Origin of the sequence: Pseudomonas sp. UFMG81 (assembly GCF_015354575.1) — a bacterium.
In the GTDB taxonomy this organism is placed as follows: Bacteria; Pseudomonadota; Gammaproteobacteria; order Pseudomonadales; family Pseudomonadaceae; genus Aquipseudomonas.
The window spans coordinates 275,191-300,368 of sequence record NZ_JACAFQ010000011.1 but is presented as its reverse complement, the minus strand read 5'-3'; the positions used below and the strand labels follow the sequence as shown (position 1 = coordinate 300,368).

Genomic DNA, 25,178 nt, shown 5'->3' with positions numbered 1-25,178 from the left:
GCCCGGCGCTGCGCGCCGCCAGCAGGTTGCCAGCGCCGTAGTACAGGCCCACGCGCATGGTCACCGCATACGAAAGCCCGGTCGGCACCATGAACGCCGTGGAAACGATCTGCAGGGCGATCTGGTGCGCCGCCAGCTCCGTGCTGCCGAGCACGCCCATGCACAGGGCGGCGAAGGCAAACAAGCCGACCTCGACCATGTAGGTGCCACCGATCGGCAGGCCCAGCCGCCACAGCTCGCGCAGCGCCGGCAGCGAAGGCCGCGACAAGCCCTTGCGCAGCGGGTAGTCGGCGTAAGCCTTGTGCCAGCGGATATACAGCGCCAGGGCGATGGCCATGCCCATCGACACCACCGCGGTGACCAGGCCGATGCCCATCAGCCCCAGCTTGGGCAGGCCGAACATGCCTTCGATCAGCGCATGGTTGAGCAGGTAGTTGAGTACCGTGCCGACCAGGCTGATGACCATCACCGGCGTCGAGCGGCCCAGGGCGCTGGTGAAGCCGCGCAGGGCCATGAACGTCATGTAGCCGGGCAGGGCCAGCGGCAGCAGGGTGAGGAACTGCATGGCGGCGTCGACGTTTTCCGGCTTCTGGCCGAACAGCAGCAGCGCGGGCTTGAGGTTCCACAACACCAGCGCCGCCACCAGCGCCAGGCCCCAGGCCAACCACAGGCCGGCCTGGGCCAGGCGGGTGGCGCCCTCGATGTCATTGGCGCCCTTGCGGATCGCCACCAGGGTGCCGACCGCGGCGATCACCCCCAGGCAGAAGATCGACACGAACGAATAGCTCGCCGCCCCCAGCCCGCCCCCGGCCAGGGCCTGCGGGCTGATGCGGGCCATCATCAGGGTGTCGGTCAGCACCATCAGCATGTGCGCCAACTGCGAGGCGATCAGCGGCCCGGCCAGGCGCAGCAAAGCCTTGAGTTCTGTGGTGGGCGCGACATGCATGGGGCGGTCCTTGTTCATTGATCCTGTGAGCGAAGGGTCGATTCTGAGGCTTCGGTCAGCTTTGTACAAAAGGATAAAAGCGATCATTGCCATGAGTCTGACTCATGTATGTATGATCCGCTGCATCACTCCCACGGCCCTGCATGCGAGGTACGCCATGTCTCGCCAGCTCCCCCCGCTGTATGCGTTGCGCGCATTCGAAGCCGCTGCCCGGCTGAGCTCGTTCACCCGCGCCGGTGTTGAACTGTCGATTACCCAGAGCGCGGTCAGCCGGCATATCCGCACCCTGGAAGAACACTTTGCCTGCCGCCTGTTCGTGCGCAGTGGCCGCAGCCTGCAACTGACCGAAGCGGCACGCATGCTGCTGCCCGGCGTGCGTGACGGCTTCGCCTCGCTGGAGCGGGCCTGCGATACCTTGCGCGGCGAGGACGACATCCTGCGCATGAAGGCGCCGTCCACCCTGACCATGCGTTGGCTGCTGGCGCGCCTGAGCCGCTTCCGCCACTTGCAGCCGGGCAACGAGGTGCAGCTGACCAGCGCCTGGATGGACGTCGACCATGTCGATTTCAACCAAGAGCCGTTCGACTGCGCCGTGCTGCTCAGCGATGGCAGCTTCCCGGCGGATTGGGAGGTGCGCCGGCTGTTCTCCGAGCTGCTGATCCCGGTGGGCGCACCGGACCTGCTCGACGATGCGCCGTGGGACGAGCGGCGCCTGGCAGGTATCGAGTTGCTGCACCCCACGCCCGACAAGCGCGACTGGCGGGCCTGGCTGGCGCGCATGGGGCTCACAGACAAAGTGTCGCTGAAGGGAGGGCAGGTGTTCGACACCCTCGAGCTGGGCATGATCGCCGCCGCGCGCGGTTACGGCATCTCCATGGGCGACCTGCTGATGGTGGCCGAGGATGCCGCCCAGCGGCGCCTGAGCCTGCCCTGGCCGACGGCGGTGGCCAGTGGCATGGACTATTACCTGGTGTGGCCCAGGACCCGACCGGGGGGTGAGCGGTTGCGACGGTTGAGTACGTTCTTGCAGGAAGAGGCGACGGCGATGGACTTGCCGGATGTGCAGATCCTGTCAGCTACCTGATTGCCTGTACTGGCCTCTTCGCCGGCAAGCCGGCTCCCACAAAAAGCAGGTTTGCGCGCCCCCTGTGGGAGCCGGCTTGCCGGCGATAGGGCCGGAAGGCCTGACGTAAACGCAAAGGTTTGCGAATACCCCGGCCCGACACTCAAGTATTCCCCGCCGACGCCGATCCAATGGCACCAGCGTCCCGGAAGAGGGCGCGATTTCCCGTCGATAGGAAGCGGGCGGTCAGCGTGATCAGGATGATCCCGGCCTCTTGCCAGGAGCCCTTCCCATGTCCCAACCGCGTGCCCGCATTGCCTCGCAGCTCGGCATCGCCCTCGCCATCGTGCTGGCGCTGGTGATCACCGGCAGTACCCTGTTCGCCCTGCGTTCGCTGGACGACGCCAACCTCACCACCCGCCAGGCCCACCTGAGCAGCGAGGCGCGGCTGCTGGCCGACCAGCTCGACACCTTCCACGGTTCGCTCAAGGACAACACCCAGCGCCTGAGCGGCCTGTTCGAGCGCCGTTTCGCCTCGGGCCTGACCCTGCACGCCGGCGAAACCGTCAGCGTGGCCGGCGCCGCCACCCCGGCGCTGTACCTGGGCGAGCACCTGCTGAACAACGATTTCCGCCAAGTCGACGAGTTCCAGCAGATGACTGCCGGCGTCGCCACCCTGTTCGTGCGCAGCGGCGACGACTTCATCCGCATCAGCACCTCGCTGACCAAGCAGGATGGCAGCCGTGCCATTGGCACCCAGCTCGACCGCCAGCACCCGGCCTACTCGAAGCTGATGGCCGGGCAAACCTACGTTGGCCGCGCAGTGCTGTTCGAACGCAACTACATGACCCGCTACGTGCCGGTACGCGACGGTGGCGGCCGGGTGATCGCGGTGCTGTTCGTGGGCTTCGACTACACCGACGCGCAGAACGCCCAGTTCGCCAACCTCAAGCGCTTCCGCATCGGCCACACCGGTTCGCTGGCGCTGCTCGACGAGCAGGGCAAGTGGCTGGTGCCACCGGCGGATGTGCGCGATACCGATGCCGCCGCCCAGGCGGTCAAGGCAATCAAGCCCGGGGCAGGGCGCTTCTGGGCCAGCGCTGGCGAACAGCTGTTCAGCGTCACCGAGCCTTTCGCCGAAGGCCCGTGGACCGTGGTGGCGAGCATGCCCGAGGGCGAGATCCGCGAGGTGACCTGGAGCGTCGGCCTGCGCCTGGCCATCGGCAGCGTGCTGGCCATGCTGCTGGCCGTGGCCGCCACCCTCTGGCTGCTGCGCCGCAAGCTGCGCCCGCTGGGCGACCTGGTGCGCCAGGCCGAAGCCCTGGGCGCGGGCGACCTCAGCGCCCGCCTGAGCGTCACCAGCCATGACGAGATCGGCCAGCTGGCACGCAGCTTCAACCAGATGGGCGAAGCCCTGGCGACCATGGTCGAGCACATCCGCGGCGCGTCCGAGCAGGTCAGTGGTCGCGCCCGTTCATTGTCCGGGTTGTCGTCCGGTGCCTGCGAGGGCATGGACCAGCAGTCCGGCGAGATCACCAGCATGGCCGGCGCGGTGGAGGAGTTCAGCGCCACCTCGATGAACATCGCCGACAACATGGCCGGCACCGAGCGCATGGCCCGCGACAATGCCCAGCAGACCCGCATCGGTCGCACGGCCATGGACGAGGCCTCGGCCTCGCTCAAGCAGATTGCCGAGGCCTTGGGGGGCACGGCCATGGTAATGGACACCCTGGGTGCCCGCTCGCAGGAAATCGGTGGCATCGTCGGGGTGATCACCGCGATCGCCGAACAGACCAACCTGCTGGCGCTCAACGCCGCCATCGAAGCGGCGCGTGCCGGCGAGCAGGGCCGCGGCTTTGCCGTGGTGGCTGACGAGGTGCGTGGCCTGGCCGCGCGCACGCGCCAGGCCACCGACGAAATTTCCGGGATGATCGCCAGCATCCAGCAGCAGACCGGCCATGCCATCAGCACCCTGGAGCAGGGCAACCAGCTGATGCAGGAAGGCTTGGCGCGCAACGAGAAAGTGGCCGAAGCCCTGGCCCGGATCGACGAGCAGAGCCGCTCGGCGGGCGAGCAGTTCGCGGTGATCAGCACCGCGACCCAGGAGCAGAGCAGCACCGCGACGGTGCTCAGCCGCAACTTGCAGAGCATCGCCCAGGCCAACAGCGAGCAGCGCGATGTGGCCAACGAGCTGGCCACCACGGCGCGGGAGCTGGAGGGGTTGGCGGGGCAGTTGAGGCAGGAAGTGGATCGGTTCCGTAGCCACCGGTAGTGCAGTTGGGGCCGCTCTGCGGCCCTTTCGCGACACAAGGCCGCTCCTACAGAGGATCGCGTACTTCTGTAGGAGCGGCCTTGTGTCGCGAAAGGGCTGCAAAGCAGCCCCAGCTTTCCCAAGCCTTACATCGCCCCCAAATCCAACACCTGCGCACACGCCTGCAACGACCGCCGCTCACTCTGCGCATACAGCGCCAGCTCATCCTGCACCTCGAGCCCCAGCGCTTGCTCGAAGGCCTCGCGGTTGGCATTGCTGCCGTACTCGGCCTGCCCCTCGTCCCCCAGGTTGGACTGGAAGATCCCCGCCGCGCTCACCGGCAGGAAGTCCTCGTACACCAACGCCTCGAAATGCACATGCCCGGCGTCGATCAGCCCTTGCAGGGTGGTCGGGCGGCCTGCAAGGCCGCGCGCCGCCAAGCCCTGCTCGGTGGCGAAGTAGCGGAAATACGCCAACCCCTGCTCACGCATCTGTCCCAGGTCATCCGGGAACGCGGCGAACTGCTGCTCCAGCAGTGACCTGTAGCGCTCGGCATTGGCCTCGGCCGGTACCCCGCCCAGCGCCGCGCGGGTGGCGTCGAGCAGGCGGTCGTACAGCTCGCGCCCCTTGGGCGTCAGCGCCGCGCCGCGTTGCTCGATCTCACCGAAGCGCGCGGTATGGCTGCCTTGCGCATCGCTGAAGGCGACCTTCTCCTGCAAGGCCTTGAAGCTGGTCTGGCGCAGCAGGATCGGGTGGCGCCGGGTGGGCGGCCCTTCGACCACGGCCTTGGGCGGGATACCCTTGGCCGGCATGCCGGCCTGGATCGCATCGATATCCAGGGTGCGCGGAGTCAGGTGGTTGATGTGCGGGCCTTTGAACGCCACCACATCGGCAATCAGACGGTGCTGGTCGTGCAGTTGCTGGTATTGCTCGGCGGTTACCGTGGCGTCGTGGTGCCAGCGGAAGGTATGCAGGGCTTCGCTGACGAAAGTCTCGGCATCGCTCGCATTCAGGCCACCTTCGCGCTCGCACTGGGCGATCAGCTCAAGCGCACGCGGGGTGAAGATCTGCCGCTGGCCCAGGATGCCTTGCGCCAGTTCGCGCAGTGGCGGGTTGTCGATCAGCTCCAGGCGCAGCAGTGAGGTGAAGACGCGGAAGGGGCTGATATGCAGCGATTGTTCATGCACGGCGCGGAATGCGGTGGAGTGCACCGGCACGCCGGCCGAGCTCAGGTCGTAGTAGCCCACCGGGTGCATGCCCATCACCGCGAATAGCCGGGCGATGGTCGCCAGCTCTGCGGCGGTGCCGACGCGGATGGCGCCGTGGCGCTCCTGGTCGAGGCGCTCGATTTCACCGGTCCAGCGCAGGGCTTCGGCGACCTGGGGTTGCTCGGCCATGACCTGTTGGTTGATTTCGCTCACCAGCTCGAGCAGCGTGCCGTACAGCGGCACTTCCTGCTTGTACATGAGCGACATGGCGGCAGAGAACTGCGCGCGGATGCTGTCGGGGCTGACGAAATCGTGGGCGGGCATCGCAAGCTTCCTGGTTAGGTTCGGACGCTTACATGAAAGCTGGGAATGGAGTTGCTGTACAAGCGAAAAAAAGTGGGTGTTTCATTCCTTTAGTGATTGATCTTGAGGGGCCATGGGCCCGCTTTGCGGCCCTTTCGCGACACAAGGCCGCTCCTACAGAGGTACGCGATCCCCTGTAGGAGCGGCCTTGCGTCGCGAAAGGGCTGCGCAGCAGCCCCAGCCATCTCAAGCCTGAAGCTGCTCCCGAACCCACTCCACCAAAGCCCGCACCTTGGGCACCTCCGCCGCATGCTCGGCATACGCCAGGTAGTGCGCGCCGCTGCTCTTCATCGCATGGTCCCAGGCCATCACCAGGCTGCCCTCGGCCAACTCCCTGGCCACCAGATAACGCGGCACCAGCGCCACTCCGCAGCCGGATTGCGCCGCGCTCAAGGCCATGTAGAAAGTATCGAAGCGCGGCCCGTGGTAACTGTTGTCGGTGTGCAGCCCTTGTTCCAGGAACCACTCATGCCACGCCTCCGGCCGCGAGGCGCTTTGCAGCAGCACCAGCTCCGCCACCGCACCGGCGTTCGGCAGCGTGCGGCCTTGTAGCAGTTCCGGGGCGCACACCGGCACCACCTCTTCGCCGAACAGTTCCACGCAGGTGGCCCCCGGCCAGGTGCCCTGGCCATAGAAGAACACCACGTCCGCCGAGCCCTGCAGCAGGGCGAACGGCTCCATCTCGTTGCGGATGTCCAGGTGGATGTTCGGGTGGCGCTTGCCGAAGCCCTTCAGGTGCGGGATCAACCAGCGCACGCCAAAACTCGGTTGAGTGGCTACCTTGAGTACTTCGGTCTGCGTGCCGTAGGTCTGCACGTAGCGGCTGGACATGTCGAGCTGGGTGAGGATCTTGTTCACCTCGGCCAGGTACAGGCTGCCGGCAGGGGTGAGCTGCAAGCGCCGGCGGATGCGCAGGAACAGGTGGTGTCGCAGCATCTCCTCGAGCTGCGCCACCTGCTTGCTCACCGCGCTCTGGGTCAGGTGCAGCTCTTCGGCGGCGCGGGTGAAGCTCAGGTGGCGCGCTGCGGCCTCGAAGCACTGCAGGGCGGTCATGGACGGTACCAGGCGTTTGGACATAGCGGTCTCTGCGGTTCGAATCATTACCTGGCGGAATGATATGCGGAATAAAGGTCGTTTGTTGCACTTGAGTCATCGGTTTAATACTGACCCACGTCTTTTTCCAACCCTTCACCCGATCAAAGGAGAAGCACAATGGTTGCTGGACTGCTCGAGCGCCTTGGCGTTGCCGCCGCGGCGCATACCCAGGGCGACTACCCTGTTCACACCCCGATCGACGGCAGCCAGATCGCCTCGGTGAAACTGCTCGGCAAGGCCGACACCATCGCCCGCATCGACCAGGCGCAGCAGGCCTTCGAAGCCTGGCGCAGCGTACCGGCCCCGCGCCGTGGCGAGCTGGTACGCCTGTTCGGTGAAGTGTTGCGCGCACACAAGGCCGACCTCGGCGAGCTGGTGTCGATCGAAGCCGGCAAGATCACCCAGGAAGGCCTGGGCGAAGTGCAGGAAATGATCGACATCTGCGACTTCGCCGTCGGCCTGTCGCGCCAGCTGTATGGCCTGACCATCGCCTCCGAACGCCCGGGCCACCACATGCGTGAAACCTGGCACCCGCTGGGCGTGGTCGGGGTGATCAGCGCCTTCAACTTCCCGGTGGCCGTATGGGCGTGGAACACCGCACTGGCGCTGGTGGCCGGTAACGCGGTGGTGTGGAAACCGTCGGAGAAGACCCCGCTCACCGCCCTGGCCTGCCAGGCGCTGTTCGAAAAAGCCCTGAAAGCCTTCGGCGACGCGCCGGCCGGCCTGAGCCAGCTGGTGATTGGTGGCCGTGAGGCCGGTGAAGCCCTGGTCGACGACCCGCGCGTGCCGCTGGTCAGCGCCACCGGCAGCACCCGCATGGGCCGTGAAGTGGGCCCACGGGTGGCCGCTCGCTTCGGCCGCAGCATCCTCGAACTGGGCGGCAACAACGCCATGATCCTGGCGCCGAGCGCGGACCTGGACCTGGCCGTGCGCGGCATCCTGTTCTCCGCCGTCGGCACCGCCGGCCAGCGTTGCACCACCCTGCGCCGCCTGATCGTGCACCGTTCGATCAAGGACGAGGTGGTGGCCCGGGTCAAGGCCGCCTACGCCAAGGTGCGTATCGGCGACCCACGCAAGGACAACCTGGTCGGCCCGCTGATCGACAAGCTGTCGTTCGACGCCATGCAGGGCGCGCTGGCCAAGGCCCGTGACGAAGGTGGCCAAGTCTTTGGTGGCGAGCGTCAGCTGGCCGAGCAATACCCGAACGCCTACTACGTGACCCCAGCCATCGCCGAGATGCTGGCCCAGAGCGACGTGGTCCGCCACGAAACCTTCGCGCCGATCCTCTACGTGCTGGCCTACGACGATTTCGAAGAGGCCCTGCGCCTGAACAACGAAGTGCCACAGGGCCTGTCGTCGTGCATCTTCACCACCGACATTCGCGAGGCCGAGCGCTTCCAGAGCGCCTCGGGCAGCGACTGTGGTATCGCCAACGTCAACATCGGTACCAGTGGTGCGGAGATCGGTGGCGCGTTTGGGGGCGAGAAAGAGACCGGCGGTGGCCGTGAGTCCGGGTCGGATGCCTGGAAGGGCTACATGCGTCGGCAGACCAATACCGTGAACTACTCGCGTGAGTTGCCGCTGGCGCAGGGCATCGTGTTCGATTGATGGAATGAGGCTGCATGGCCGGGGGGCAAGCCCCCGGTTCGCGGGCAAGCCCGCTCCCACAGGATTGCGCAAAGTCTCAAGTCAGCGCTGTACCTGTGGGAGCGGGCTTGCCCGCGAATTGGGCTGCACAGCAGCCCCAACAAGAACAATCGCTGGAGCCGGGCCATGTCCGAACTGCGTCAAGAATGTCTGTGGGAACACGTCACCCGGCCGACCGTCGCCGCCCAGGCCCTGGCCGGTGAGCACAAGGCCGATGTCTGCGTGATCGGCGGCGGCATCACCGGGCTGTCCGCGGCGATCCACCTGCTGGAGCAGGGCAAGTCGGTGATCCTGCTGGAGGCCTGGAAGATCGGCCACGGCGGCTCCGGGCGTAATGTCGGCCTGGTCAACGCCGGCACCTGGATCCGCCCCGACGACGTCGAGGCCACCCTCGGCCAGCAGCAGGGCAGCCGTCTGAACAAGGTGCTGGGCGAAGCCCCGGGCGAAGTGTTCGCCATGATCCAGCGCCTGGGCATCGACTGCCAGGCCCAGCACAAAGGCACCCTGCACATGGCGCACAACGCCACCGGCATCGCCGACCTGGAAGCCCGCCACCAGCAATGGACCCGTCGCGGCGCCGACGTCGAGCTGCTAACCGGCGCGCAGTGCCAGGAATACTGCGGTACCGACAAGATTTCCGCCGCGCTGCTCGACCGCCGCGCCGGCACCATCAACCCCATGGGTTACACCCAAGGCCTGGCCGCCGCCGTGACGCGGCTGGGTGGCAAGCTGTTCCAGCAGTCCTCGGTCGAAGGCCTGGAGCGTGACGGCGACGCTTGGCGGGTGAAGACCGCACGTGGCGCGGTGCGCGCCGACAAGGTGGTGATTTCCACCGGCGCCTACACCGAGGGCGACTGGAGCAACCTGCAGAAGCACTTCTTCCGTGGCTACTACTACCAGGTAGCCTCCAAGCCACTGCACGGCGCTGCCGCCGACAAGGTCCTGCCCCATGGCCAGGGCTCGTGGGACACCCGCACCGTGCTCAGCAGCATCCGCCGCGACGACCAGGGCCGCCTGTTGCTTGGCAGCCTCGGCCGGGTCGACAACAAGCCGTCATGGTTCGTGCGCAGTTGGGCCGACCGTATCCAGAGCCACTACTACCCGGAGCTGGGCAAGGTCGAGTGGGAGATGCACTGGACCGGCTGCATCGATTTCACCCCCGACCACCTGATGCGCCTGTTCGAACCGGCGCCGGGGCTGGTGGCGGTGACCGGCTACAACGGCCGGGGCAACACCACCGGCACGGTGATCGGCCGGGCGTTTGCCGAGTTCCTGCTCAAGGATGACCCGCACAGCCTGCCGATTCCGTTCTCGCCGATGAAACCGGTGAGTGCGCCGTCGTTGCGCACGGCGTTCTATGAGTCGGGGTTCTCGCTGTATCACGCGGGGCAGTGTCTGCGGGTAGTCCTTTAGCGCCAGTAGCGGCCTCATCGCCGCCCACCTGTAGGAGCGGCCTTGTGTCGCGAATGGGGTGCGCAGCGCCCCCAGGACCTCGATTGCACCTCAAGGTCGTCGGGGGCCGCTTTGCGGCCCTTTCCGGCCGGTCCGGCGCCCCGGCAAGGCCGCTCCTACAGGGGAGGTGCAGGCCTTGGGGCGGGAGCCGGTGAGTCAGTCGCGGTAATGCGCCGCTGCGCTGGTGAGCGTGCGCGCGATCTCCGCGCGCAATGCCGCTGGCCCTTCCACCACCAAACCCTCGCCCTGGCTCAGCAACCACCAACGCAACGGCCAACCATCGGCCACCGTGGCACGCAGCCGATGCCCCTGCTCCAACGCGGTCAGTTGCATGTCCCCGGTCAACGGCGCCTCGCGCAGGCGCCGCGCCAGCAGGTCGCTGACCCACGCCTGCAACTCGATGCCGTCCTCGTGGCCAGCCTGCAAGGTATCGCCACGCAGGTACCCCTGCAGGTCGAAATTCCCCCGCAGTTCGCTCCCGGCATTGGCCGACCAGTGCCAGCCGAACGGGATGCTCTTGTCGTTGCGCTCAAGTGGAAAAATCAGCGACAGCTCGTTGAGGTCGCGTTCGACCGTGCGTTTGCTGACGCTGAAGCCCACGTCGCGCAGGCGCCACACCAGTTCGGCACTGGTGATGCCGGGGGAGCGGCTGGGCAACTGGCGCAGGAGTGCCCATTGGCGGCTGAGGGTGGCGCGGGTGGTGGCGAACGGCAACTGGAAACGTCCTTGTACTAGGCTTGCCGGCATAGCATGGCGGCACGGGGCGGGTCATGGCAATTGGCCACAGCCTGCTCAGATCAAGTAAGCGCCAAATGGTTGCCTGGGATTGGATCGTTCGCGACAGGTTTTGTCGTGTCGTCACGCAGAATCACGCCTCATCGCAGCCGAGGTCCGGGCTGTGGGTCGTTCAATGAGGATGAACATGTCTGCTGCCAGCAATATCCATTCGCTGCTCGCGCGCCTTCTACCCGAGCGGATCGTCCCGGTGCCGGCGCGCCCCGGCCTGCGCCAGCGGCTGTTCGCCGGGGTCGGCATGCCCAGCCAGCAGGCGCTGGCCGGCGAGCGCTTCGGCCTGGTCGAGCGCCTCGACGAAGCGGTCGACCTGCAGGTGGTGTACCGCGACCTGTGCCAGCAGGCCCTGCGGGGCAATGTGGCCGCGCTCAACGACCTGGGCTGGATCTGGCTCAACGGCAAATATTGGCGCGCCGACACCTCGCTGGCCGGGCACCTGCTGCGCATGGCGGCCCTGCAGGGCAATGCCGCAGCCTGGTTCAACCTGGGCCAGCAGCAATACTTCGGCAAGGGGGTGGCGATCTCCTACGCCAATGCGGCCGAGTATTACCGCCACGCCTTCGAGCGCGGCATGCTGCATGCCGCCGCGGCGCTGGGCGATCTCTACGAAGAGGAGGTCTGCGAGGGCGAGCAGGTGTGGCAGGTCGACCCACAGGCGGCGTACCAGTGGTTCCAGCGCGGCGCCCAGCGGGGCGAGGCGCGTTGCCGCTTCGAGGTGGGTTACCGGTTGCTCCATGGCCTGTACGTGGCGGCCGACACCAAGGCGGCGTTGTACTGGCTGGAGCTGGCGGCGGCGACCGGGGTGATGCAGGCCGCCGAAGAGCTGGCGGTGTACTACAGCCGCCGCGATGGAGGGCACTACCAGACCTGGCGCGACCAGGCGATCAAACTGGGTAGCACGCTGGCGCTGACCATGAAGCTGGAAGACCAGATCCTGCCTTGAGCCACCCTTTGGGTATGCGCTGTAGCAGCGGCGTAAGACCATTGCTCTCTGTGTGCGCAACTGTCTTGCGCAGGATTTTGTAGGAGCGGCCTTGTGTCGCGAACGGGGTGCGCAGCGCCCCCAAGGTCTCGAGTACACCCAAGATCGCCGTGGCCGCTCTGCGGCCCTTTCGCGACACAAGGCCGCTCCTACAGGAGAATGCAAGCCTTGAGGTGGGGCTTGCCGGCGATAGGGCCGCAACAGGCCGTGCAGGCTTCATGAACAACCTTTCATCTGCTCCCTCCGTCACCCCCGGTTGACGACAGGGGGAGGGCAGGGCGTATATTGATAGTTAGCAAACTATGAATATCCTCGGTTCTCCTATGTCCCTCGACGCACTGCACATGAAAATCAGCAGCGGCATGGTCGTTGCCGCCCGGCACTGGCGCCGCCTGTGCCAGGGCGCGCTGACCGGCTACGGCATTTCCGAGGCCTGCGCCGTGCCATTGCTGATGATCGTGCGCCTGGGCGATGGCGTGCACCAGGTGGCGGTGGCCCAGGCTGCCGGGTTGGAAAGCCCGTCGCTGGTGCGCCTGCTCGACCAGCTGTGCAAGGCCGGCCTGGTCTGCCGCAGTGAAGACCCGCTGGACCGCCGCGCCAAGGCTTTGAGCCTGACCGCCAAAGGCCGTGTGCTGGCCGAGTCCATCGAAGGCGAGCTGGTGCGCCTGCGCCGCGAGGTGCTGCACGGCATCGACCCCGCCGACCTGGAGGCCACCCTGCGGGTGATCCGCGCCTTCGAAGAGGCGGGCGCCACCCCATGAACGGCTTCTTCAGTTCGGTGCCTCCAGCCCGCGACTGGTTCTACGGCGTGCGCACCTTTGCCGCGTCCATGATCGCCCTGTACATCGCCCTGCTGATGCAGCTACCGCGCCCCTACTGGGCCATGGCCACGGTGTACATCGTCTCCAGCCCGTTCCTCGGGCCGACCACCTCCAAGGCGCTGTACCGCGCCCTCGGTACCTTGCTGGGCGCGGGTGCGGCGATCTTCTTCGTGCCGCTGCTGGTGCAGTCGCCCTTGCTGCTGAGCATCGCCGTGGCCCTGTGGACCGGCACCTTGCTGTTCCTCTCGCTGAACCTGCGCACCGCCAACAACTACGTGCTGATGCTGGCCGGCTACACCATGCCGATGATTGCCCTGGCCGTGGTCGACAACCCCCTGGCGGTGTTCGACGTGGCCTCTTCCCGGGCTCAGGAGATCTGCCTGGGCATCGTCTGTGCGGCGGTGGTCGGTGCGGTGTTCTGGCCGCGCCGGCTGGCGCCGGTGGTGGTCGGCGCGACCGGCAGCTGGTTCGCCGAGGCGATCCGCTACAGCGATACCTACCTCGCCCGCGAGGCCGACGCCGACAAGGTCGGCGGCATGCGTGGGGCGATGGTCACCACCTTCAACTCGCTGGAGCTGATGATCGGCCAGCTCGGCCATGAAGGCGCCGGCCCCCACACCCTGAAGAACGCCCGCGAGCTGCGTGGGCGCATGATTCACCTGTTACCGGTGATCGACGCCCTCGACGATGCCCTGATCGCCCTGGAAGGCCGCGCGCCGGCGCAGTTCGCCCAGTTGCAGCCGGTGTTGGATGCGGCCCGCGAATGGCTCAAGGGCACCGCCGACAGCGCTTCGGTGGCGCGCTGGACCGCTATGCACGAGCAGATCGACCGCCTGCAACCCGGCGCCGCTGCGATCGACCAGCGTGCCGAGCTGCTGCTGTCCAATGCCCTCTACCGCCTGAGCGAATGGGCCGACCTGTGGCAGGACTGCTGCAGCTTGCAGCACGCCCTGCGCAGCGACGACGCCAAGCCCTGGCGCGCGGTCTACCGCCACTGGCGACTGGGCCGGCTGACGCCGTTCTTCGACCGTGGCCTGATGCTGTACTCGGTGTTCTCCACCGTCACCGCCATCGTCGTCGCCTGCGGCCTGTGGATCGGCCTTGGCTGGAACGACGGCGCCAGCGCGGTGATCCTCGCCGCCGTGTCGTGCAGCTTCTTCGCCGCCATGGACGACCCGGCGCCGCAGATCTACCGGTTCTTCTTCTGGACCTTGATGTCGGTGATCTTCTCCAGCCTGTACCTGTTCCTGGTGCTGCCCAACCTCCATGACTTCGCCATGCTGGTGCTGGCCTTCGCCGTGCCGTTCATCTGCGTCGGTACCCTGACCGTGCAGCCGCGTTTCTACCTCGGCACCCTGCTGACCATCGTCAACACCTCGACCTTCATCAGCATCCAGGGCGCCTACGACGCCGACTTCTTCACCTTCCTCAATGCCAACCTGGCCGGCCCCGTGGGCCTGCTGTTCGCCTTCCTGTGGACCATCGTGGTGCGCCCGTTCGGCGTGGAGCTGGCGGCCAAGCGCATGACCCGCTTCGCCTGGCGCGACATCGTGGAGATGACCGAGCCGGCGACGCTGGCCGAGCACCGCCAGGTCGGCGTGCAGATGCTCGACCGCCTGATGCAGCACCTGCCGCGGCTGTCGCAGACCGGCCAGGACAGCGGCGTAGCCCTGCGCGACCTGCGCGTGGGCCTGAACCTGCTCGACCTGCTGGCCTACCTGCCGCGCGCCGGCACCCAGGCCCGCGAGCGCCTGCACACGGTGATCGAGGAGGTCGGTGCCCACTATGCCGCCTGCCTGCGCGCCGGCGAGCGCCTGCACGCCCCGGCCGCGTTGCTGCGCAACATGGAGCGTGCACGCCTGGCGCTGAACCTGGATGAACGGTACGAACGCGGCGACGCCCGCACCCACCTGCTGCACGCCCTGAGCGGCCTGCGCCTGGCGCTGCTGCCCGGGGTGGAAGTGATGCTGGAGCCCGCCGAACAAACGCAACTGCCCCCCGGCCTCGACGGAGCGCCCCTGTGATCGGTGAACTGGATATCAGCGGGGTGTTCCTGCCCACGCTGCTGGTGATGATGTTTGGCACCTACCTGCTGTTCCTCGGGGTGCACGCGGTGCTGGTGCGCCTGCATTTCTACCGCCTGGTCTGGCACCGGGCGCTGTTCAACGTTGCCCTGTATGCCGTGCTGCTTGGTGCGGTGGACCATTTTTGCCGAAGCCTGATGCTGCCATGAAAAAACCTTTGCTGACCCTGGGCCGCGTGGTCCTGACCTTGCTGGTTGTGACCTTCGCCGCCGTGCTCGTGTGGCAGATGGTGGTTTACTACATGTTCGCCCCCTGGACCCGCGATGGGCATATCCGCGCCGACGTGATCCAGATCGCCCCGGATGTATCGGGGTTGATCCAGAAAGTCGAGGTGCGCGACAACCAGACCATCAAGCGCGGCGACGTGCTGTTCACCATCGACCAGGACCGCTTCACCCTGGCCTTGCGCCAGGCCAAGGCGACCCTTGGCGAGCGCCAGGAAACCCTGGCCCAGGCCTCGCGCGAAGCGCAGCGCAACCGCAAGCTGGGCAACCTGGTGGCGGCCGAGCAGCTGGAAGAGAGCCAGTCCCGCGAGGCCCGTGCCCGTTCGGCGGTCAACGAGGCCCAGGTGCAGGTGGACCTGGCCCAGCTCAACCTCGACCGCTCGGTGGTGCGCAGCCCGGTGGATGGCTACCTCAACGACCGCGCCCCGCGCGCCCACGAGTTCGTCAGCGCCGGCCGCCCGGTATTGTCGGTGGTCGACAGCGCCTCGTACCACGTCGATGGCTATTTCGAAGAGACCAAGCTTGGTGGCATCCATATCGGCGACGCCGTGGACATCCGCGTGATGGGTGACGACACCCGCCTGCGCGGCCGCGTGCAGAGCCTGTCTGCCGGCATCGAGGACCGTGACCGCAGCAGCGGCGCCAACCTGCTGCCCAACGTCAACCCGGCCTTCAGCTGGGTGCGCCTGGCCCAGCGGATCCCGGTGCGCATTACCTTCGACGAAGTGCCGGCGGACTTCCGGATGATCGCCGGGCGCACCGCCACGGTGTCGATCATCGAGGAAAAACGCCCATGAAACAGCTGATCCTGGCGGGGCTGTGCCTGTCCCTCGGCGCCTGCATGATGGTCGGCCCGGACTACGAGCTGCCCAAGGACGCCGCCGTGCAGCGCAGCGACCTCAATGGCCCGCTGCGCCAGGACGCCGACAGCGTGGTGTCGGCGCCGGTGCCCGAGGACTGGTGGCAGCTGTACCAGGATCAACGCCTCAATGAACTGGTGCGCCAGGCATTGAGCGCCAACACCGAGCTGCGTGTGGCCGCCGCCAACATCGCCAAGGCCCGTGCCCAGGTGGAAGTGGCCGAATCGCAGGGTGGCTTCAACGGTGGGATCAAGGCCGGCGCCCAGCGCCTGCAGGAGTCCGGCGAGGCCTTCCTGCAACCGGAGAAAGTGCCGGTGGCCAATATCGGCGAGGCGATCATCAGCGCCAGCTACCAGTTCGACCTGTGGGGCACTTTCAAGCGCGGCACCGAGGCCGCCAAGGCCAATGCCGACGCGGTGCAAGCCGCCGCCGACACCGCGCGCATCACCCTGGTGGCCGACGTGGTCAAGGCCTATACCCAGGTGTGCTCGGCCAACGAGGAGTACCACATCGCCCGCGAGTCGCTGGACTTGCAGCAGCAGAGCGTGCAGCTGACCCAGCGTTTGCGTGATGCCGGGCGGGGCGACGAGACCCAGGTGACCCGCTCGCAGACCCAGTTCAAGTCGTTGCGTGCCGAACTGCCGCGCTTCAAGGCCGAGCGCGAGGCCGGCTTGTACACCCTGGCCGCGTTGCTGGCCAAACCGGTCGAGCAACTGCCGGCAGGCACTGCCGATTGCGCTGAGCTGCCGCACCTTGCGCAGTTGGTACCGGTCGGTGATGGTGCGGCGTTGCTCAAGCGCCGCCCCGATGTGCGCCAGGCCGAACGCCAGTTGGCTGCGGCTACCGCCACCATCGGCGTGGCAACCGGTGCGCTGTACCCGGATATCAGCATCGGCGCCCAGGTGGGCACCATCGGTATCCTGGAAAACCTCGGTGAGCCGTCCACCAACCGTTGGGGCTTTGGCCCGCAGATCAGCTGGAACATCCCCACCAACGGCACCCGTGCGCGCATCCGTATGGCCGAGGCCTCGACCCAGGCGGCGCTGGCGCAGTTCGACGGGGTGGTGCTCAACGCCATTCGCGAAACCCAGACGCGGCTGGCGCAATACAGCGCGCTGCTCGACCGACGTGATGCGCTGGCTGATGCGGAACGTTCGGCGAAAGAGTCGGCGGACCAGACACACCGGCGTTACCAGGCGGGGCGCGAGTCGTTCCTGGCGGACTTGCAGGCTACACGGACCTACACCGACGTGCGGGCGCAGTTGGCCGCGGCGAACAGCCAGGTGGCGATGGGGCAGATCGGGGTGTTTCTGGCGTTGGGTGGGGGGTGGAAGGATAGCGGTAAGCCTTGACGGCCAATCGCTGGCAAGCCAGCTCCCACAAGGGCTGCAGCGATGTCTGTGGGAGCTGGCTTGCCAGCGATGCGAGCACCGCTGAAACATCAGGCACCACATCCTCTCTTTCTGAATCACCCCTACGCACTAGCCTGACCTGTCAAAATCAGGAGCAGGCACATGGATATTCCTCACTCCAACCAACTCAGGCGCGGACGGTTTTCAGAGTCTGGCCGGCTTTATCTGCTGACCAGCCAAACCTTGGACCGGGCACCGTACTTGGTCGACTTGCGATCAGTGCGATTGTTAGTCGAACAGTTGCGCCTCGTGGAGGAGGAGGGCATCGCCCGTTCATTGGCCTGGGTGGTGATGCCTGATCATTTTCACTGGCTGGTAGAGCTTGGGAACGTGGATCTGAAAACCCTGATGCGACGGGTCAAGTCGCGCAGTACCCGGATGATCAATGGTTATCAGGGACGTGTGGGGCGGCTGTGGCAGCAAGGCTTTCATGATCGGGCGTTGCGCTGTGAAGAGGATGTGCGGGCTGTTGCGCGCTATATCGTCATGAACCCCAAGCGGGCCGGATTGGTTGAGCGGGTTGGGGACTATCCCCATTGGGATGCCATCTGGCTCTGAGCCATTGCCTGAGTTGTCAGTGCTGGTCCTATCGCCGGCAAGCCGGCTCCCACAGCGATCACTACAGCCTTTGTGGGAGCTGGCTTGCCAGCGATCGAGGGTGCAGCCCTCGCCAGGGCCCATGCCGGCTCAGGGTCGCATCAGGGCCGCCGGGTGCCTGGCTGTTGATTGCATCAGGGCTTGAAGGTGCTTGCCACAGCTTTTTCAGCGCCTATGAGATCGAGCGCCGCCCGCGCGGCGCATCGCTGGCAAGCCAGCTCCCACATCTGTTTCGGGCCAGTTATGTCTGTGAGATCTCCACTGTCCGCCTTGTTTGTACGACGCGGAGTCGAGGTGGCGCTGATGCCGCCCCGCATGGCTTGCGACATGCACCCAGGCGGACACCGCCTCAGTCACAGGTGTACATCGCCCGAAACAAATGTGGGAGCTGGCTTGCCAGCGATGCGCCGCGCGGGCGGCGCTCGATCTGATAGGCGCTGTAAGACTCCCGGCGAACACCTGGTGGCCGTGATGCGGTCCAGCGCCAGACTTTCGCCACGACAAGCCAGCTCCTACTAAAGACTGCGGTTATCCCTGTGGGAGCTGGCTTGCCAGCGATAGGGCCGCGAAGCGGCCCCAGCAATTTCACTCCAGGATCCGCGCCGGTTCGTCCGGTGGCAGTTTGCCCCGCTCGTGCGGCGGGCGTGGTTGCCCAGGGCCCACGCCACCCAACTGGTCGGCCAGCTGCTGCGCCACATCCTCGCCCAGCGCCTTCGACACCTCGCGCACCACCCGCGGGCGGTTCAGCGTCACGCGGCTGTCCTGGGCCTTCACCAGCTTGGTGTCCTGGCCCTCACCCATGGCGGTGAACGCCGAGGTGATCTCGAAGGTACGGGTGTTGATCAGGCTGAAATCCGCCACCACGCTCAGGCCCAGCACCGCCGAGTAGCTGTCGGTGTGGTCCAGCGCGTTGACGTCCTGCTGGAAGTCGATGTCCGACAGGGTGCCGAACAACACATAGTCAGCGCCCTCGAACGCGCCGTTCTTGATGCGGCGGATCACGTCGTACACATCTTCCTCGGCATCGGCGGTGTAGGGCTTGCCCTGCACCAGCTGGAACATGCCGGTCTTGAGGATCTCGCCCTTGATGTCGCCGCCGAACTTGCGCAGCTCGGTCTGCTCGATGTAACTCTTGCTGCTCTCGTACTCGCTGTAGCTCGACGAGTGGCTGGCGTTGTACATGCTCGACTGGCCGCTGTTCTGGGCGTTGACGCTGTGGATGTACTCCTCCAGCTGCGCCTCGTAGGCCAGGTCGGTCACCGCCACCTTGGGGGCCGCCTGCGCGCCGAAGGCGCAGGCCAGGCCGATGATTGCCATCCATGCACGCATCGGTCAGCGCTCCGTGGTCTTGCGGATTTCTTTTTCGTCCATCCACTCGGCCAGGCCGCTTTCCACGTCGACCAGCTGCAGGCTGAACTTGTAGAACACGTCCTTGTAGTCGCTGCTGCGCTTGACGATGGAGCTGATCGAACCTTCCAGGCGGTACTTGGCGGCGATCATGTTGCCGGTCTTGGCCACGCTGTTCTTCTTGTACAGGCCGCTCTGGTTCTGCAGCTTGAGCTGGTCGACCTGGCTCTGCATGTCGGTGTTGTCGCTGGCGAAGCGGGCGGTGCCGGACTTCATCAGCTGGGTCTTGATGGTGGTGGTGATCTCGCGGGTGTCGATGTACTCGCTGGTCTTGTTCTTCACGTCGTACACCTGCACCACCGGGCGGCCATGCAGCACGCCGGACTGGGCCAGGGAGCGGGTCATGCTCTCGGCGATCATCTGCAGGTCGGTGGAGCCGAATTCGTTGGTGATCAGCTCGACGGCCTTGCTGTCGCCGTAGCTGATGTTCTTGCCACCGAGGACCGGCGAGGGGGTGCTGCAGCCGCTGACCAGGGCGATGGCGACGGCGGCGAGGGAAAGGCGTGCAAACATGGAACGTGCTCCTGAAAAATTTACCGGGTGTGGACTTCGAGACGGAAGTCGGTGGCCTTGGGGGTCGGCGCGATGGCGGGCAGGTATTTGGCCTGCTTGCCGTACAGCGGCAGGGCCTTCCAGCCCTCTTCGTCGGCCACCGGGAAGCCGTCGGCGCCCAGCCAGGCGAAGCGGTAGAACAGGGTCTGGTTGCTGCGGCTGCTGTTGTTCAGCGCCACGTTGACGGTGAGGAAGCCGTTCTCGCGGGCGACCCGCATGTGGCCGACTTCGATGTCATCCAGCTGGCCCATGGTCACCACCTTGCTGGCAGCGGTTTCGGGCTCGGGTGAACTGGAGCAGCCGGCCAGCAGGGCGGCGGCGGCGAGGGCGAGGCATGTTCTGCGCATGTGCGGTCCTTGCAGTTATTTCAGGCTGGCCACGGCGGGGGCCGGGGCCTGCGGAACGGTTTCGATGGCTGTGCCTGCGGCGAACACCTGGTTGCCCACCACGCGCAGGCTCACCACCTGGTAAGGGCGGTCGATCTTCACCTTGACCTGGGTGGCGCCCAGGGTCAGGCGGTGCTCGCCGGGCTTCATGCGCACCCGGGCGACCTGGGTCTCGTCGGGCAGGGTGCGCCAGGTGCGGGTGTCGGCGCCTTCGACCACGGCCGAGGCGACCCCCACGATCAGGCCGGCCATCGGGTTGGTCTTGTTCAGGTTCTTCTGTGCCACGCCACGGGTGATGCCGCGCAGGCTGGTGCGCAGGATGATGCCCGGCATGTCGTCGCGCAAGGCCCGGCGCGACATGGCGTTGGTGCTGTTCAGCGCGGTCAGGGCCAGGGCCTTGTCGTCGAACTGGACGTTGGCCAGCGGCGCGGTGGAGGTGTCGGCACGGATCACCGGGAACGACAGCGGGACGATCACCAGCTCGTTGTCGATCGGTAGCGGCAGGGGGATGCGCACCGAGTCGCGGGCCGGGGCCAGGCCGCTCTGCACCACGATCAGCACGTCGCTCTCGCCGGCCTTGGCGCTGCGCTTGTCGAGGTCGAGCAGTGCCTGCTCCAGCAGCGGGGTGTTTGGCCGCAACTCGGCGGCCTTGCGGTAGCCAGGGGCTGCCAAGCCCTTTTCGCCCAGGGCCTCGTAGACGAAACCGGACAGGTAGTGGCTGAAGGCGCTCTGGTAGCTGTTCTTCAGGCCGACCACTTCGGGGGCGTCGAGGCTGGCGACCGGGTAGCCTTGCAGGTCCTTGTACTCGGTCTTGATGCCTTCCTTCTCGGCGTCTTCCTCGCGCTTGAGATATTCCTTGTCGCGCAGCTCGGCGATGATCGCCTCGCGCTCGTGGGTTTTCTTGATTTCGGTGCGGGCACCGTCGAAATCGTTCTGTGCCAGCAGGTTGAGGGCCATCTGCGTGGTCAGCATGACTTTTTCGTAGTCGTAGCCTTCGTAGCGCCGCACCTTGTCGTTGACCAGCAGGCTGCCGAACTGGCTGAGGTACTTCTCGGTGTCGAGCTTGACCGACTCTTCCCACTGGAACACCACGCTGTCGGCAGAGCGCCAGGCGGCCTGGCTGCCCTGCAGGTCGCCCTTGGAGCGCAGCAGTTCGCCTTTTTCGAAGTAGTAGAGCAGGTCTTTCTGCTCACCCTTGTTGTGGCTTTCCAGTACGGCGAGGGCGGCGTCGACATTGCCGGCGGCCAACTGTTGGTTGGTTTCCTGCAATTCGCTGTCGTAGCTGCGGAACACCGAGCAGCCGGTCAGGTGCACGGCGGCGACCAGGGCCGCCAGGGTTAGGGCGCGGGATGCCATCTTGTTGGTTGTTTCCCTGAGACGATTGGGGCCGCGTGGGCGGGGCGGCAGGTCCCTCTGTTTATCGCCAGAACCTCTCGATGGAGGCGCCTTGATTTCGAATGGCTATTACGGTGGCGCGGGAGTATACCCAAATGGATGGCCTTTTGATGGCTAATTGCCGCATGCCCATTGGTCGTCAAAGCCGGAAAAATGTTCCTCAACGCCGGGGAGCCTAATTTGTCGCAAGATTTTTCATGAAATGTGCCGATGAGCCTTGAGGGCGCAGTAGTGGAAGTGAACAATGTTCTCTTTCGTATTTCCGTCGAGAGTGGCCATGATTTCCCGTTCCCGTCTGCTTGCCTGGTTCCTGTGGCCGCTGCTGGCGCTGTGCAGCACCCTGACGCTGGCCGAAGCGCCCGCCGATGCGACCAAGGCCCTGCATCTGCTGGACTACATTGGTGCCGACTACCCGGCGACCGTGCGTGACGGCAAGGTGGTCGACGACGGGGAATACCGTGAGCAGCGGGAGTTCAGCGGTGTGCTCGCCGAGCTGGTCAAGGGGCTGCCGGACAACCCCGAGCGCAGTGCGCTGGGGCAGGGCGTGCAGAACCTGCGCCAGGCCATCGACCAGCGCCAGGACGGTGCCAGCGTGGCGCGCCAGGCTCGTCAGCTGGGCGCGCGCCTGGCGGTGGCCTACGAGGTCAGCCAGGCCCCGGTCATCACCCCCGACCCGGCCCGTGGCGCTGCGTTGTACGCGCAGAATTGCTCGATCTGCCATGGCGACACCGGCCTGGGCGATGGCCCGGCGGGCGTAGGCCTGGAACCGGCGCCCGCCAACCTGCGCAACATCACACGGCTCGACCAGTTGAGCCTGTACGACCTGTACAACACCCTCGGCCTGGGCATCGATGGCACCGAGATGCCGTCGTTCGCCGACCAGCTCGACGAGCGTCAGCGCTGGGACGTGGCCGCCTACATCGCCAGCTTCACCGCCGACCCGCAAGCGGCCAAGGGCGACAAGACCTGGAACATCGCCGACCTGGCGCGCCAGACCCCGGCCGAAGTCGCCGCCAGCGAAGGCGAAGGCGCCGTGGCCGGGTTCCGCGCCCAGCGCGCGCAGCCGCCGCAGGTCAAGCGTGGCCCGGCGCAGCTGCTCGAATACACCTCCGCCACCCTGGACAAGAGCCTGGCGGCCTACCGCGCCGGCGACCACGACCAGGCCTACGACCTGTCGGTGGCGGCCTACCTGGAAGGCTTCGAGCTGGTGGAAAGCTCGCTCGACAACATCGACGCGCAAGCGCGCAAGGACACCGAGAAATCCCTGATGGCTTACCGGCAGGCGCTGCAGGACGGCCTGCCGGTGGCCCAGGCCGAACAGCGCCTGGCCGAGGCCAAGGGCAAGCTCGAGCAGGCCTCCAAACTGCTGGGCAGCGATGGCCTGAGCTGGTCGCTGAGCTACATCTCAGGCCTGTTGATCCTGCTGCGCGAGGGCTTGGAGGCGATCCTGGTGCTGGCGGCGATCCTCGCCTTCCTGCGCAATACCGGCCAGCAATCGGCGGTGCGCAGCGTCAACGTCGGCTGGGCCCTGGCGCTGGTCGCCGGCTTCGCCACCTGGGCCCTGGCGGCCTACGTGATCGACGTCGGCGGCGCCCAGCGCGAGCTGCTCGAAGGTTGCACGGCGCTGTTCGCCGCGGTGATGGTGCTGTGGCTGGGGGTGTGGATGCACGACCGCCGCCACGCCGCCGCCTGGCAGAACTACATCAAGAGCAGCCTGGTCAGCGGTGGCGGGCGCTTCGGCTTCGCCTTGCTGGCGTTCTTCTCGGTGTACCGCGAGCTGTTCGAGGTGATCCTGTTCTACGAAACCCTGTGGTTGCAGGCGGGGCCTGCCGGGCACCAGGCGGTGCTGGCCGGTGGTGCCACGGCGCTGGTGCTGATGGTGGGGCTGGCCTGGGTGATCCTGCGCGGTTCGGCCAAGCTGCCGCTGTCGTTGTTCTTCAGCATCAACGCCGCGCTACTGTGCGCGTTGTCGGTGGTGTTCGCCGGGCATGGCGTCAAGGCGTTGCAGGAGGCGGGCGTGCTGGGCACGCGGCCGGTGGCGTTCTTCGAGTTCGACTGGCTGGGGATTCATGCCGATGCCTACTCGTTGAGTGCGCAGGCAGTGGCATTGCTGGCGATCGTGTTCTTGTACGGGCGCAGCTGGTTGGCCGAGAAGCGCCGGGCGGCGGCCAGCTGAGTACCGTGGGAGCAACTGTCTTGCGCAGGCTTTCTGTAGGAGCGGCCGTGCAAGGTTTTGGGTGGGAGCGGGCTTGCCCCGCGATTTGGCCAGTGCTGGCATAATGCGCGCCTGCTCAGGCGCAATCGCGGGTCAAGCCCGCTCCCACAAAGGCGCTGCCCCAAACACAGGAACAACCCCCATGCGTATATGGATCGATGCCGACGCCTGCCCCAAGGCGGCCAAGGACCTGATCGTCAAGTTCGCCCTCAAGCGCAAGCTGGAGGTGGTGATGGTCGCCGGCCAGCCGCAGATCAAGCCGGCCTTCGCCTGCGTGCGGCTGATCGTGGTGCCCAGCGGCATGGATGCGGCCGACGATTACCTGGTGGAGAACGCCGTGCCCGGCGAGCTGGTGATCTGCAGCGACGTGCCGCTGGCCGATCGCCTGATCAAGAAGGGTGTGGCGGCGCTGGACCCGCGTGGCCGCGAGTTCGACGAGCGCAACATGGGCGAGCGGCTGGCGGTGCGCAACCTGTTCACCGAGCTGCGCGAGCAGGGGCAGGTGGGCGGGGGGCAGGCGCCGTATGGCGAGCGCGAGAAACAGGCCTTTGCCAATGCCCTGGACCGGATCCTGGCTCGGTTGTCCAAGGCCTGACGCGTTGTTCGCCGGCAAGCCGGCTCCTGCGACGCGATCCGCGTAGGAGCCGGCTTGCCGGCGAACAGGCCTTACTGGTCGTTCTCGTGGGTCAGTTCCAGCACTCGATCCACCAGCTTGTAGATCCCGCCCGCCGCTTCGCTGATCGACTTGGCCTCCATGTACGCAGGCGTGGTCACCAGCTTGCGCTGCACATCTTCGACGATGTCATGCACATCGCACTCTTCATGGGTACCACCCATCTTCACCACCGCTGCGGCGGTGCCTGCATCCTTGCCGATAGTGCAGACCACGCCCGGCCCGTAGATCTTCGCCGCCAGCGCCGGCGAGATGCAGATCAGGCCCACCGGCTTGCAGGCGTCGGCGAAGGCTTCGGCCAAGGCCAGCACGTCGGGATTCACGGTGCAGTTGGCGCCTTCGACGGCGAAGTTGGACAGGTTCTTGGCCGCGCCGAAGCCACCCGGCACGATCAAAGCGTCGAAATCCTCGACCTTGGCTTCGCGAATGTCCTTCACCTCGCCACGGGCGATGCGCGCCGACTCGACCAGTACGTTGCGCGACTCGGGCATCTGTTCTCCGGTCAGGTGGTCGATCACATGCATCTGCGCGATGTTCGGTGCGAAGCACTGCACCTGGGCGCCACGCTGGTCCAGGCGCAGCAGGGTGATCACGCTTTCGTGGATCTCCGCGCCGTCGTACACGCCACAGCCGGACAGGATCACCGCAACTTTTTTCGTCATGCTCAATACTCCAGTGTCGAGGCGCTAAATGTCCTCTAGTTTGGCAGATGTGGCCATAGGGATTCCCGCGGGCGCCGCCTAATCTGTTTCG

22 protein-coding genes and 1 pseudogene are annotated in these 25,178 nt (G+C 66.3%); 14 read left to right on the top strand and 9 right to left on the bottom strand.

What is annotated here, in order from left to right; genetic code table 11:
* A partial coding sequence (locus tag IX761_RS11700) for a NorM family multidrug efflux MATE transporter (RefSeq protein ID WP_194789740.1) occupies positions 1 to 946 on the bottom strand: 946 nt, incomplete at its 3' end.
* 157 nt (positions 947 to 1,103) lie between these two features.
* Here IX761_RS11700 and IX761_RS11695 point away from each other — a divergent pair.
* The 3 genes and pseudogenes from IX761_RS11695 (at position 1,104) to IX761_RS27570 (ending at position 4,281) form a co-directional block, all read left to right on the top strand.
* Positions 1,104 to 2,030 (top strand): LysR substrate-binding domain-containing protein, encoded by a 927-nt coding sequence (locus IX761_RS11695; protein ID WP_194789739.1) that lies wholly within the window; start codon positions 1,104 to 1,106, stop codon positions 2,028 to 2,030.
* 271 nt (positions 2,031 to 2,301) lie between these two features.
* Positions 2,302 to 3,414: pseudogene (locus tag IX761_RS27575) on the top strand (Cache 3/Cache 2 fusion domain-containing protein); the annotation flags it as partial.
* Positions 3,412 to 4,281, top strand: coding sequence for a methyl-accepting chemotaxis protein (locus IX761_RS27570; RefSeq protein WP_416366772.1), 870 nt, complete (start codon positions 3,412 to 3,414; stop codon positions 4,279 to 4,281). The pseudogene IX761_RS27575 and the gene IX761_RS27570, both read left to right, overlap by 3 nt.
* Before the next feature lie 125 nt (positions 4,282 to 4,406).
* Here IX761_RS27570 and IX761_RS11685 read toward each other — a convergent pair whose 3' ends face one another.
* Entirely contained in the window at positions 4,407 to 5,792 is a 1,386-nt protein-coding gene (locus tag IX761_RS11685; RefSeq protein ID WP_194789737.1) for a VOC family protein, read from the bottom strand.
* Between the two features lie 225 nt (positions 5,793 to 6,017).
* Positions 6,018 to 6,908, bottom strand: a complete 891-nt coding sequence (locus IX761_RS11680; protein ID WP_194789736.1) for a LysR family transcriptional regulator — start codon at positions 6,906 to 6,908, stop codon at positions 6,018 to 6,020.
* A gap of 135 nt (positions 6,909 to 7,043) precedes the next feature.
* On the opposite strand from IX761_RS11680, the gene IX761_RS11675 reads away from it, so the two are divergent.
* The gene (locus IX761_RS11675) at positions 7,044 to 8,534 is read left to right on the top strand and encodes an aldehyde dehydrogenase family protein (protein ID WP_194789735.1); all 1,491 of its coding nucleotides are present in this window, start codon (positions 7,044 to 7,046) and stop codon (positions 8,532 to 8,534) included.
* 165 nt (positions 8,535 to 8,699) lie between these two features.
* Complete coding sequence (locus tag IX761_RS11670) at positions 8,700 to 9,986, top strand: NAD(P)/FAD-dependent oxidoreductase (protein ID WP_194789734.1); 1,287 nt, start codon at positions 8,700 to 8,702, stop codon at positions 9,984 to 9,986.
* A gap of 195 nt (positions 9,987 to 10,181) precedes the next feature.
* On the opposite strand, the gene IX761_RS11665 is transcribed toward IX761_RS11670, so the two are convergent.
* Entirely contained in the window at positions 10,182 to 10,739 is a 558-nt protein-coding gene (locus IX761_RS11665) for a WYL domain-containing protein (protein WP_194789733.1), read from the bottom strand.
* Positions 10,740 to 10,947: 208 nt separating this feature from the next.
* On the opposite strand from IX761_RS11665, the gene IX761_RS11660 reads away from it, so the two are divergent.
* The 7 genes from IX761_RS11660 to IX761_RS11630 all read left to right on the top strand — a co-directional run bounded on the left by IX761_RS11660 (position 10,948) and on the right by IX761_RS11630 (position 17,758).
* Positions 10,948 to 11,760 carry a tetratricopeptide repeat protein gene (locus IX761_RS11660; protein WP_194789732.1) on the top strand — a complete coding sequence of 271 codons (813 nt, stop codon included), beginning with the start codon at positions 10,948 to 10,950 and terminating at the stop codon, positions 11,758 to 11,760.
* Between the two features lie 362 nt (positions 11,761 to 12,122).
* Positions 12,123 to 12,560: a MarR family winged helix-turn-helix transcriptional regulator gene (locus tag IX761_RS11655; protein ID WP_194789731.1), complete on the top strand. Its 438-nt coding sequence runs from the start codon at positions 12,123 to 12,125 to the stop codon at positions 12,558 to 12,560.
* Complete coding sequence (locus IX761_RS11650) at positions 12,557 to 14,644, top strand: FUSC family protein (protein WP_194789730.1); 2,088 nt, start codon at positions 12,557 to 12,559, stop codon at positions 14,642 to 14,644. The genes IX761_RS11655 and IX761_RS11650 overlap by 4 nt, the downstream gene beginning before the upstream one ends.
* Positions 14,641 to 14,853: a DUF1656 domain-containing protein gene (locus IX761_RS11645; protein ID WP_016392395.1), complete on the top strand. Its 213-nt coding sequence runs from the start codon at positions 14,641 to 14,643 to the stop codon at positions 14,851 to 14,853. Before IX761_RS11650 ends, IX761_RS11645 begins: the two co-directional genes overlap by 4 nt.
* Positions 14,850 to 15,725, top strand: a complete 876-nt coding sequence (locus tag IX761_RS11640; protein WP_194789729.1) for an HlyD family secretion protein — start codon at positions 14,850 to 14,852, stop codon at positions 15,723 to 15,725. The genes IX761_RS11645 and IX761_RS11640 overlap by 4 nt, the downstream gene beginning before the upstream one ends.
* Positions 15,722 to 17,140, top strand: coding sequence for an efflux transporter outer membrane subunit (locus IX761_RS11635; protein WP_194789728.1), 1,419 nt, complete (start codon positions 15,722 to 15,724; stop codon positions 17,138 to 17,140). Before IX761_RS11640 ends, IX761_RS11635 begins: the two co-directional genes overlap by 4 nt.
* A 162-nt stretch (positions 17,141 to 17,302) precedes the next feature.
* The gene (locus tag IX761_RS11630; RefSeq protein ID WP_194789727.1) at positions 17,303 to 17,758 is read left to right on the top strand and encodes an REP-associated tyrosine transposase; all 456 of its coding nucleotides are present in this window, start codon (positions 17,303 to 17,305) and stop codon (positions 17,756 to 17,758) included.
* A 624-nt stretch (positions 17,759 to 18,382) separates the two neighbouring features.
* Here the strand turns inward: IX761_RS11630 and IX761_RS11625 are convergent.
* The 4 genes from IX761_RS11625 to IX761_RS11610 are packed head-to-tail and all read right to left on the bottom strand — an operon-like array spanning position 18,383 to position 21,498.
* Positions 18,383 to 19,126, bottom strand: a complete 744-nt coding sequence (locus tag IX761_RS11625) for a penicillin-binding protein activator LpoB (protein ID WP_194789726.1) — start codon at positions 19,124 to 19,126, stop codon at positions 18,383 to 18,385.
* A gap of 3 nt (positions 19,127 to 19,129) precedes the next feature.
* Positions 19,130 to 19,717: a penicillin-binding protein activator LpoB gene (gene lpoB, locus IX761_RS11620; RefSeq protein ID WP_194789725.1), complete on the bottom strand. Its 588-nt coding sequence runs from the start codon at positions 19,715 to 19,717 to the stop codon at positions 19,130 to 19,132.
* A 20-nt stretch (positions 19,718 to 19,737) separates the two neighbouring features.
* Positions 19,738 to 20,103 carry a YcfL family protein gene (locus IX761_RS11615; protein ID WP_194789724.1) on the bottom strand — a complete coding sequence of 122 codons (366 nt, stop codon included), beginning with the start codon at positions 20,101 to 20,103 and terminating at the stop codon, positions 19,738 to 19,740.
* Positions 20,104 to 20,118: 15 nt separating this feature from the next.
* Positions 20,119 to 21,498, bottom strand: a complete 1,380-nt coding sequence (locus tag IX761_RS11610) for a COG3014 family protein (RefSeq protein ID WP_194789723.1) — start codon at positions 21,496 to 21,498, stop codon at positions 20,119 to 20,121.
* A gap of 283 nt (positions 21,499 to 21,781) precedes the next feature.
* On the opposite strand from IX761_RS11610, the gene IX761_RS11605 reads away from it, so the two are divergent.
* Together IX761_RS11605 and IX761_RS11600 are read left to right on the top strand one after the other, a co-directional pair.
* Positions 21,782 to 23,713: a cytochrome c/FTR1 family iron permease gene (locus IX761_RS11605; protein WP_194789722.1), complete on the top strand. Its 1,932-nt coding sequence runs from the start codon at positions 21,782 to 21,784 to the stop codon at positions 23,711 to 23,713.
* Between the two features lie 181 nt (positions 23,714 to 23,894).
* Entirely contained in the window at positions 23,895 to 24,347 is a 453-nt protein-coding gene (locus IX761_RS11600) for a YaiI/YqxD family protein (RefSeq protein WP_194789721.1), read from the top strand.
* Between the two features lie 71 nt (positions 24,348 to 24,418).
* Here IX761_RS11600 and elbB read toward each other — a convergent pair whose 3' ends face one another.
* Positions 24,419 to 25,087: an isoprenoid biosynthesis glyoxalase ElbB gene (gene elbB / locus IX761_RS11595; RefSeq protein WP_194789720.1), complete on the bottom strand. Its 669-nt coding sequence runs from the start codon at positions 25,085 to 25,087 to the stop codon at positions 24,419 to 24,421.
* Positions 25,088 to 25,178: the final 91 nt, after the last annotated feature.

What these genes read in the sequence shown, in the direction of transcription:
- IX761_RS11655 (WP_194789731.1), top strand. Translation starts at nt 12,123, where the DNA reads ATGTCCCTCGACGCACTGCACATGAAAATCAGCAGCGGCATGGTCGTT.
- IX761_RS11675 (WP_194789735.1), top strand. Translation starts at nt 7,044, where the DNA reads ATGGTTGCTGGACTGCTCGAGCGCCTTGGCGTTGCCGCCGCGGCGCAT.
- elbB (WP_194789720.1), bottom strand. Translation starts at nt 25,087, where the DNA reads ATGACGAAAAAAGTTGCGGTGATCCTGTCCGGCTGTGGCGTGTACGAC.
- IX761_RS11610 (WP_194789723.1), bottom strand. Translation starts at nt 21,498, where the DNA reads ATGGCATCCCGCGCCCTAACCCTGGCGGCCCTGGTCGCCGCCGTGCAC.
- IX761_RS11605 (WP_194789722.1), top strand. Translation starts at nt 21,782, where the DNA reads ATGTTCTCTTTCGTATTTCCGTCGAGAGTGGCCATGATTTCCCGTTCC.
- IX761_RS11625 (WP_194789726.1), bottom strand. Translation starts at nt 19,126, where the DNA reads ATGCGTGCATGGATGGCAATCATCGGCCTGGCCTGCGCCTTCGGCGCG.
- IX761_RS11615 (WP_194789724.1), bottom strand. Translation starts at nt 20,103, where the DNA reads ATGCGCAGAACATGCCTCGCCCTCGCCGCCGCCGCCCTGCTGGCCGGC.
- IX761_RS11635 (WP_194789728.1), top strand. Translation starts at nt 15,722, where the DNA reads ATGAAACAGCTGATCCTGGCGGGGCTGTGCCTGTCCCTCGGCGCCTGC.
- IX761_RS11660 (WP_194789732.1), top strand. Translation starts at nt 10,948, where the DNA reads ATGTCTGCTGCCAGCAATATCCATTCGCTGCTCGCGCGCCTTCTACCC.
- IX761_RS11685 (WP_194789737.1), bottom strand. Translation starts at nt 5,792, where the DNA reads ATGCCCGCCCACGATTTCGTCAGCCCCGACAGCATCCGCGCGCAGTTC.
- IX761_RS11670 (WP_194789734.1), top strand. Translation starts at nt 8,700, where the DNA reads ATGTCCGAACTGCGTCAAGAATGTCTGTGGGAACACGTCACCCGGCCG.
- IX761_RS11680 (WP_194789736.1), bottom strand. Translation starts at nt 6,908, where the DNA reads ATGTCCAAACGCCTGGTACCGTCCATGACCGCCCTGCAGTGCTTCGAG.
- IX761_RS11600 (WP_194789721.1), top strand. Translation starts at nt 23,895, where the DNA reads ATGCGTATATGGATCGATGCCGACGCCTGCCCCAAGGCGGCCAAGGAC.
- IX761_RS11695 (WP_194789739.1), top strand. Translation starts at nt 1,104, where the DNA reads ATGTCTCGCCAGCTCCCCCCGCTGTATGCGTTGCGCGCATTCGAAGCC.
- IX761_RS11640 (WP_194789729.1), top strand. Translation starts at nt 14,850, where the DNA reads ATGAAAAAACCTTTGCTGACCCTGGGCCGCGTGGTCCTGACCTTGCTG.
- IX761_RS11650 (WP_194789730.1), top strand. Translation starts at nt 12,557, where the DNA reads ATGAACGGCTTCTTCAGTTCGGTGCCTCCAGCCCGCGACTGGTTCTAC.
- lpoB (WP_194789725.1), bottom strand. Translation starts at nt 19,717, where the DNA reads ATGTTTGCACGCCTTTCCCTCGCCGCCGTCGCCATCGCCCTGGTCAGC.
- IX761_RS27570 (WP_416366772.1), top strand. Translation starts at nt 3,412, where the DNA reads ATGGGCGAAGCCCTGGCGACCATGGTCGAGCACATCCGCGGCGCGTCC.
- IX761_RS11630 (WP_194789727.1), top strand. Translation starts at nt 17,303, where the DNA reads ATGGATATTCCTCACTCCAACCAACTCAGGCGCGGACGGTTTTCAGAG.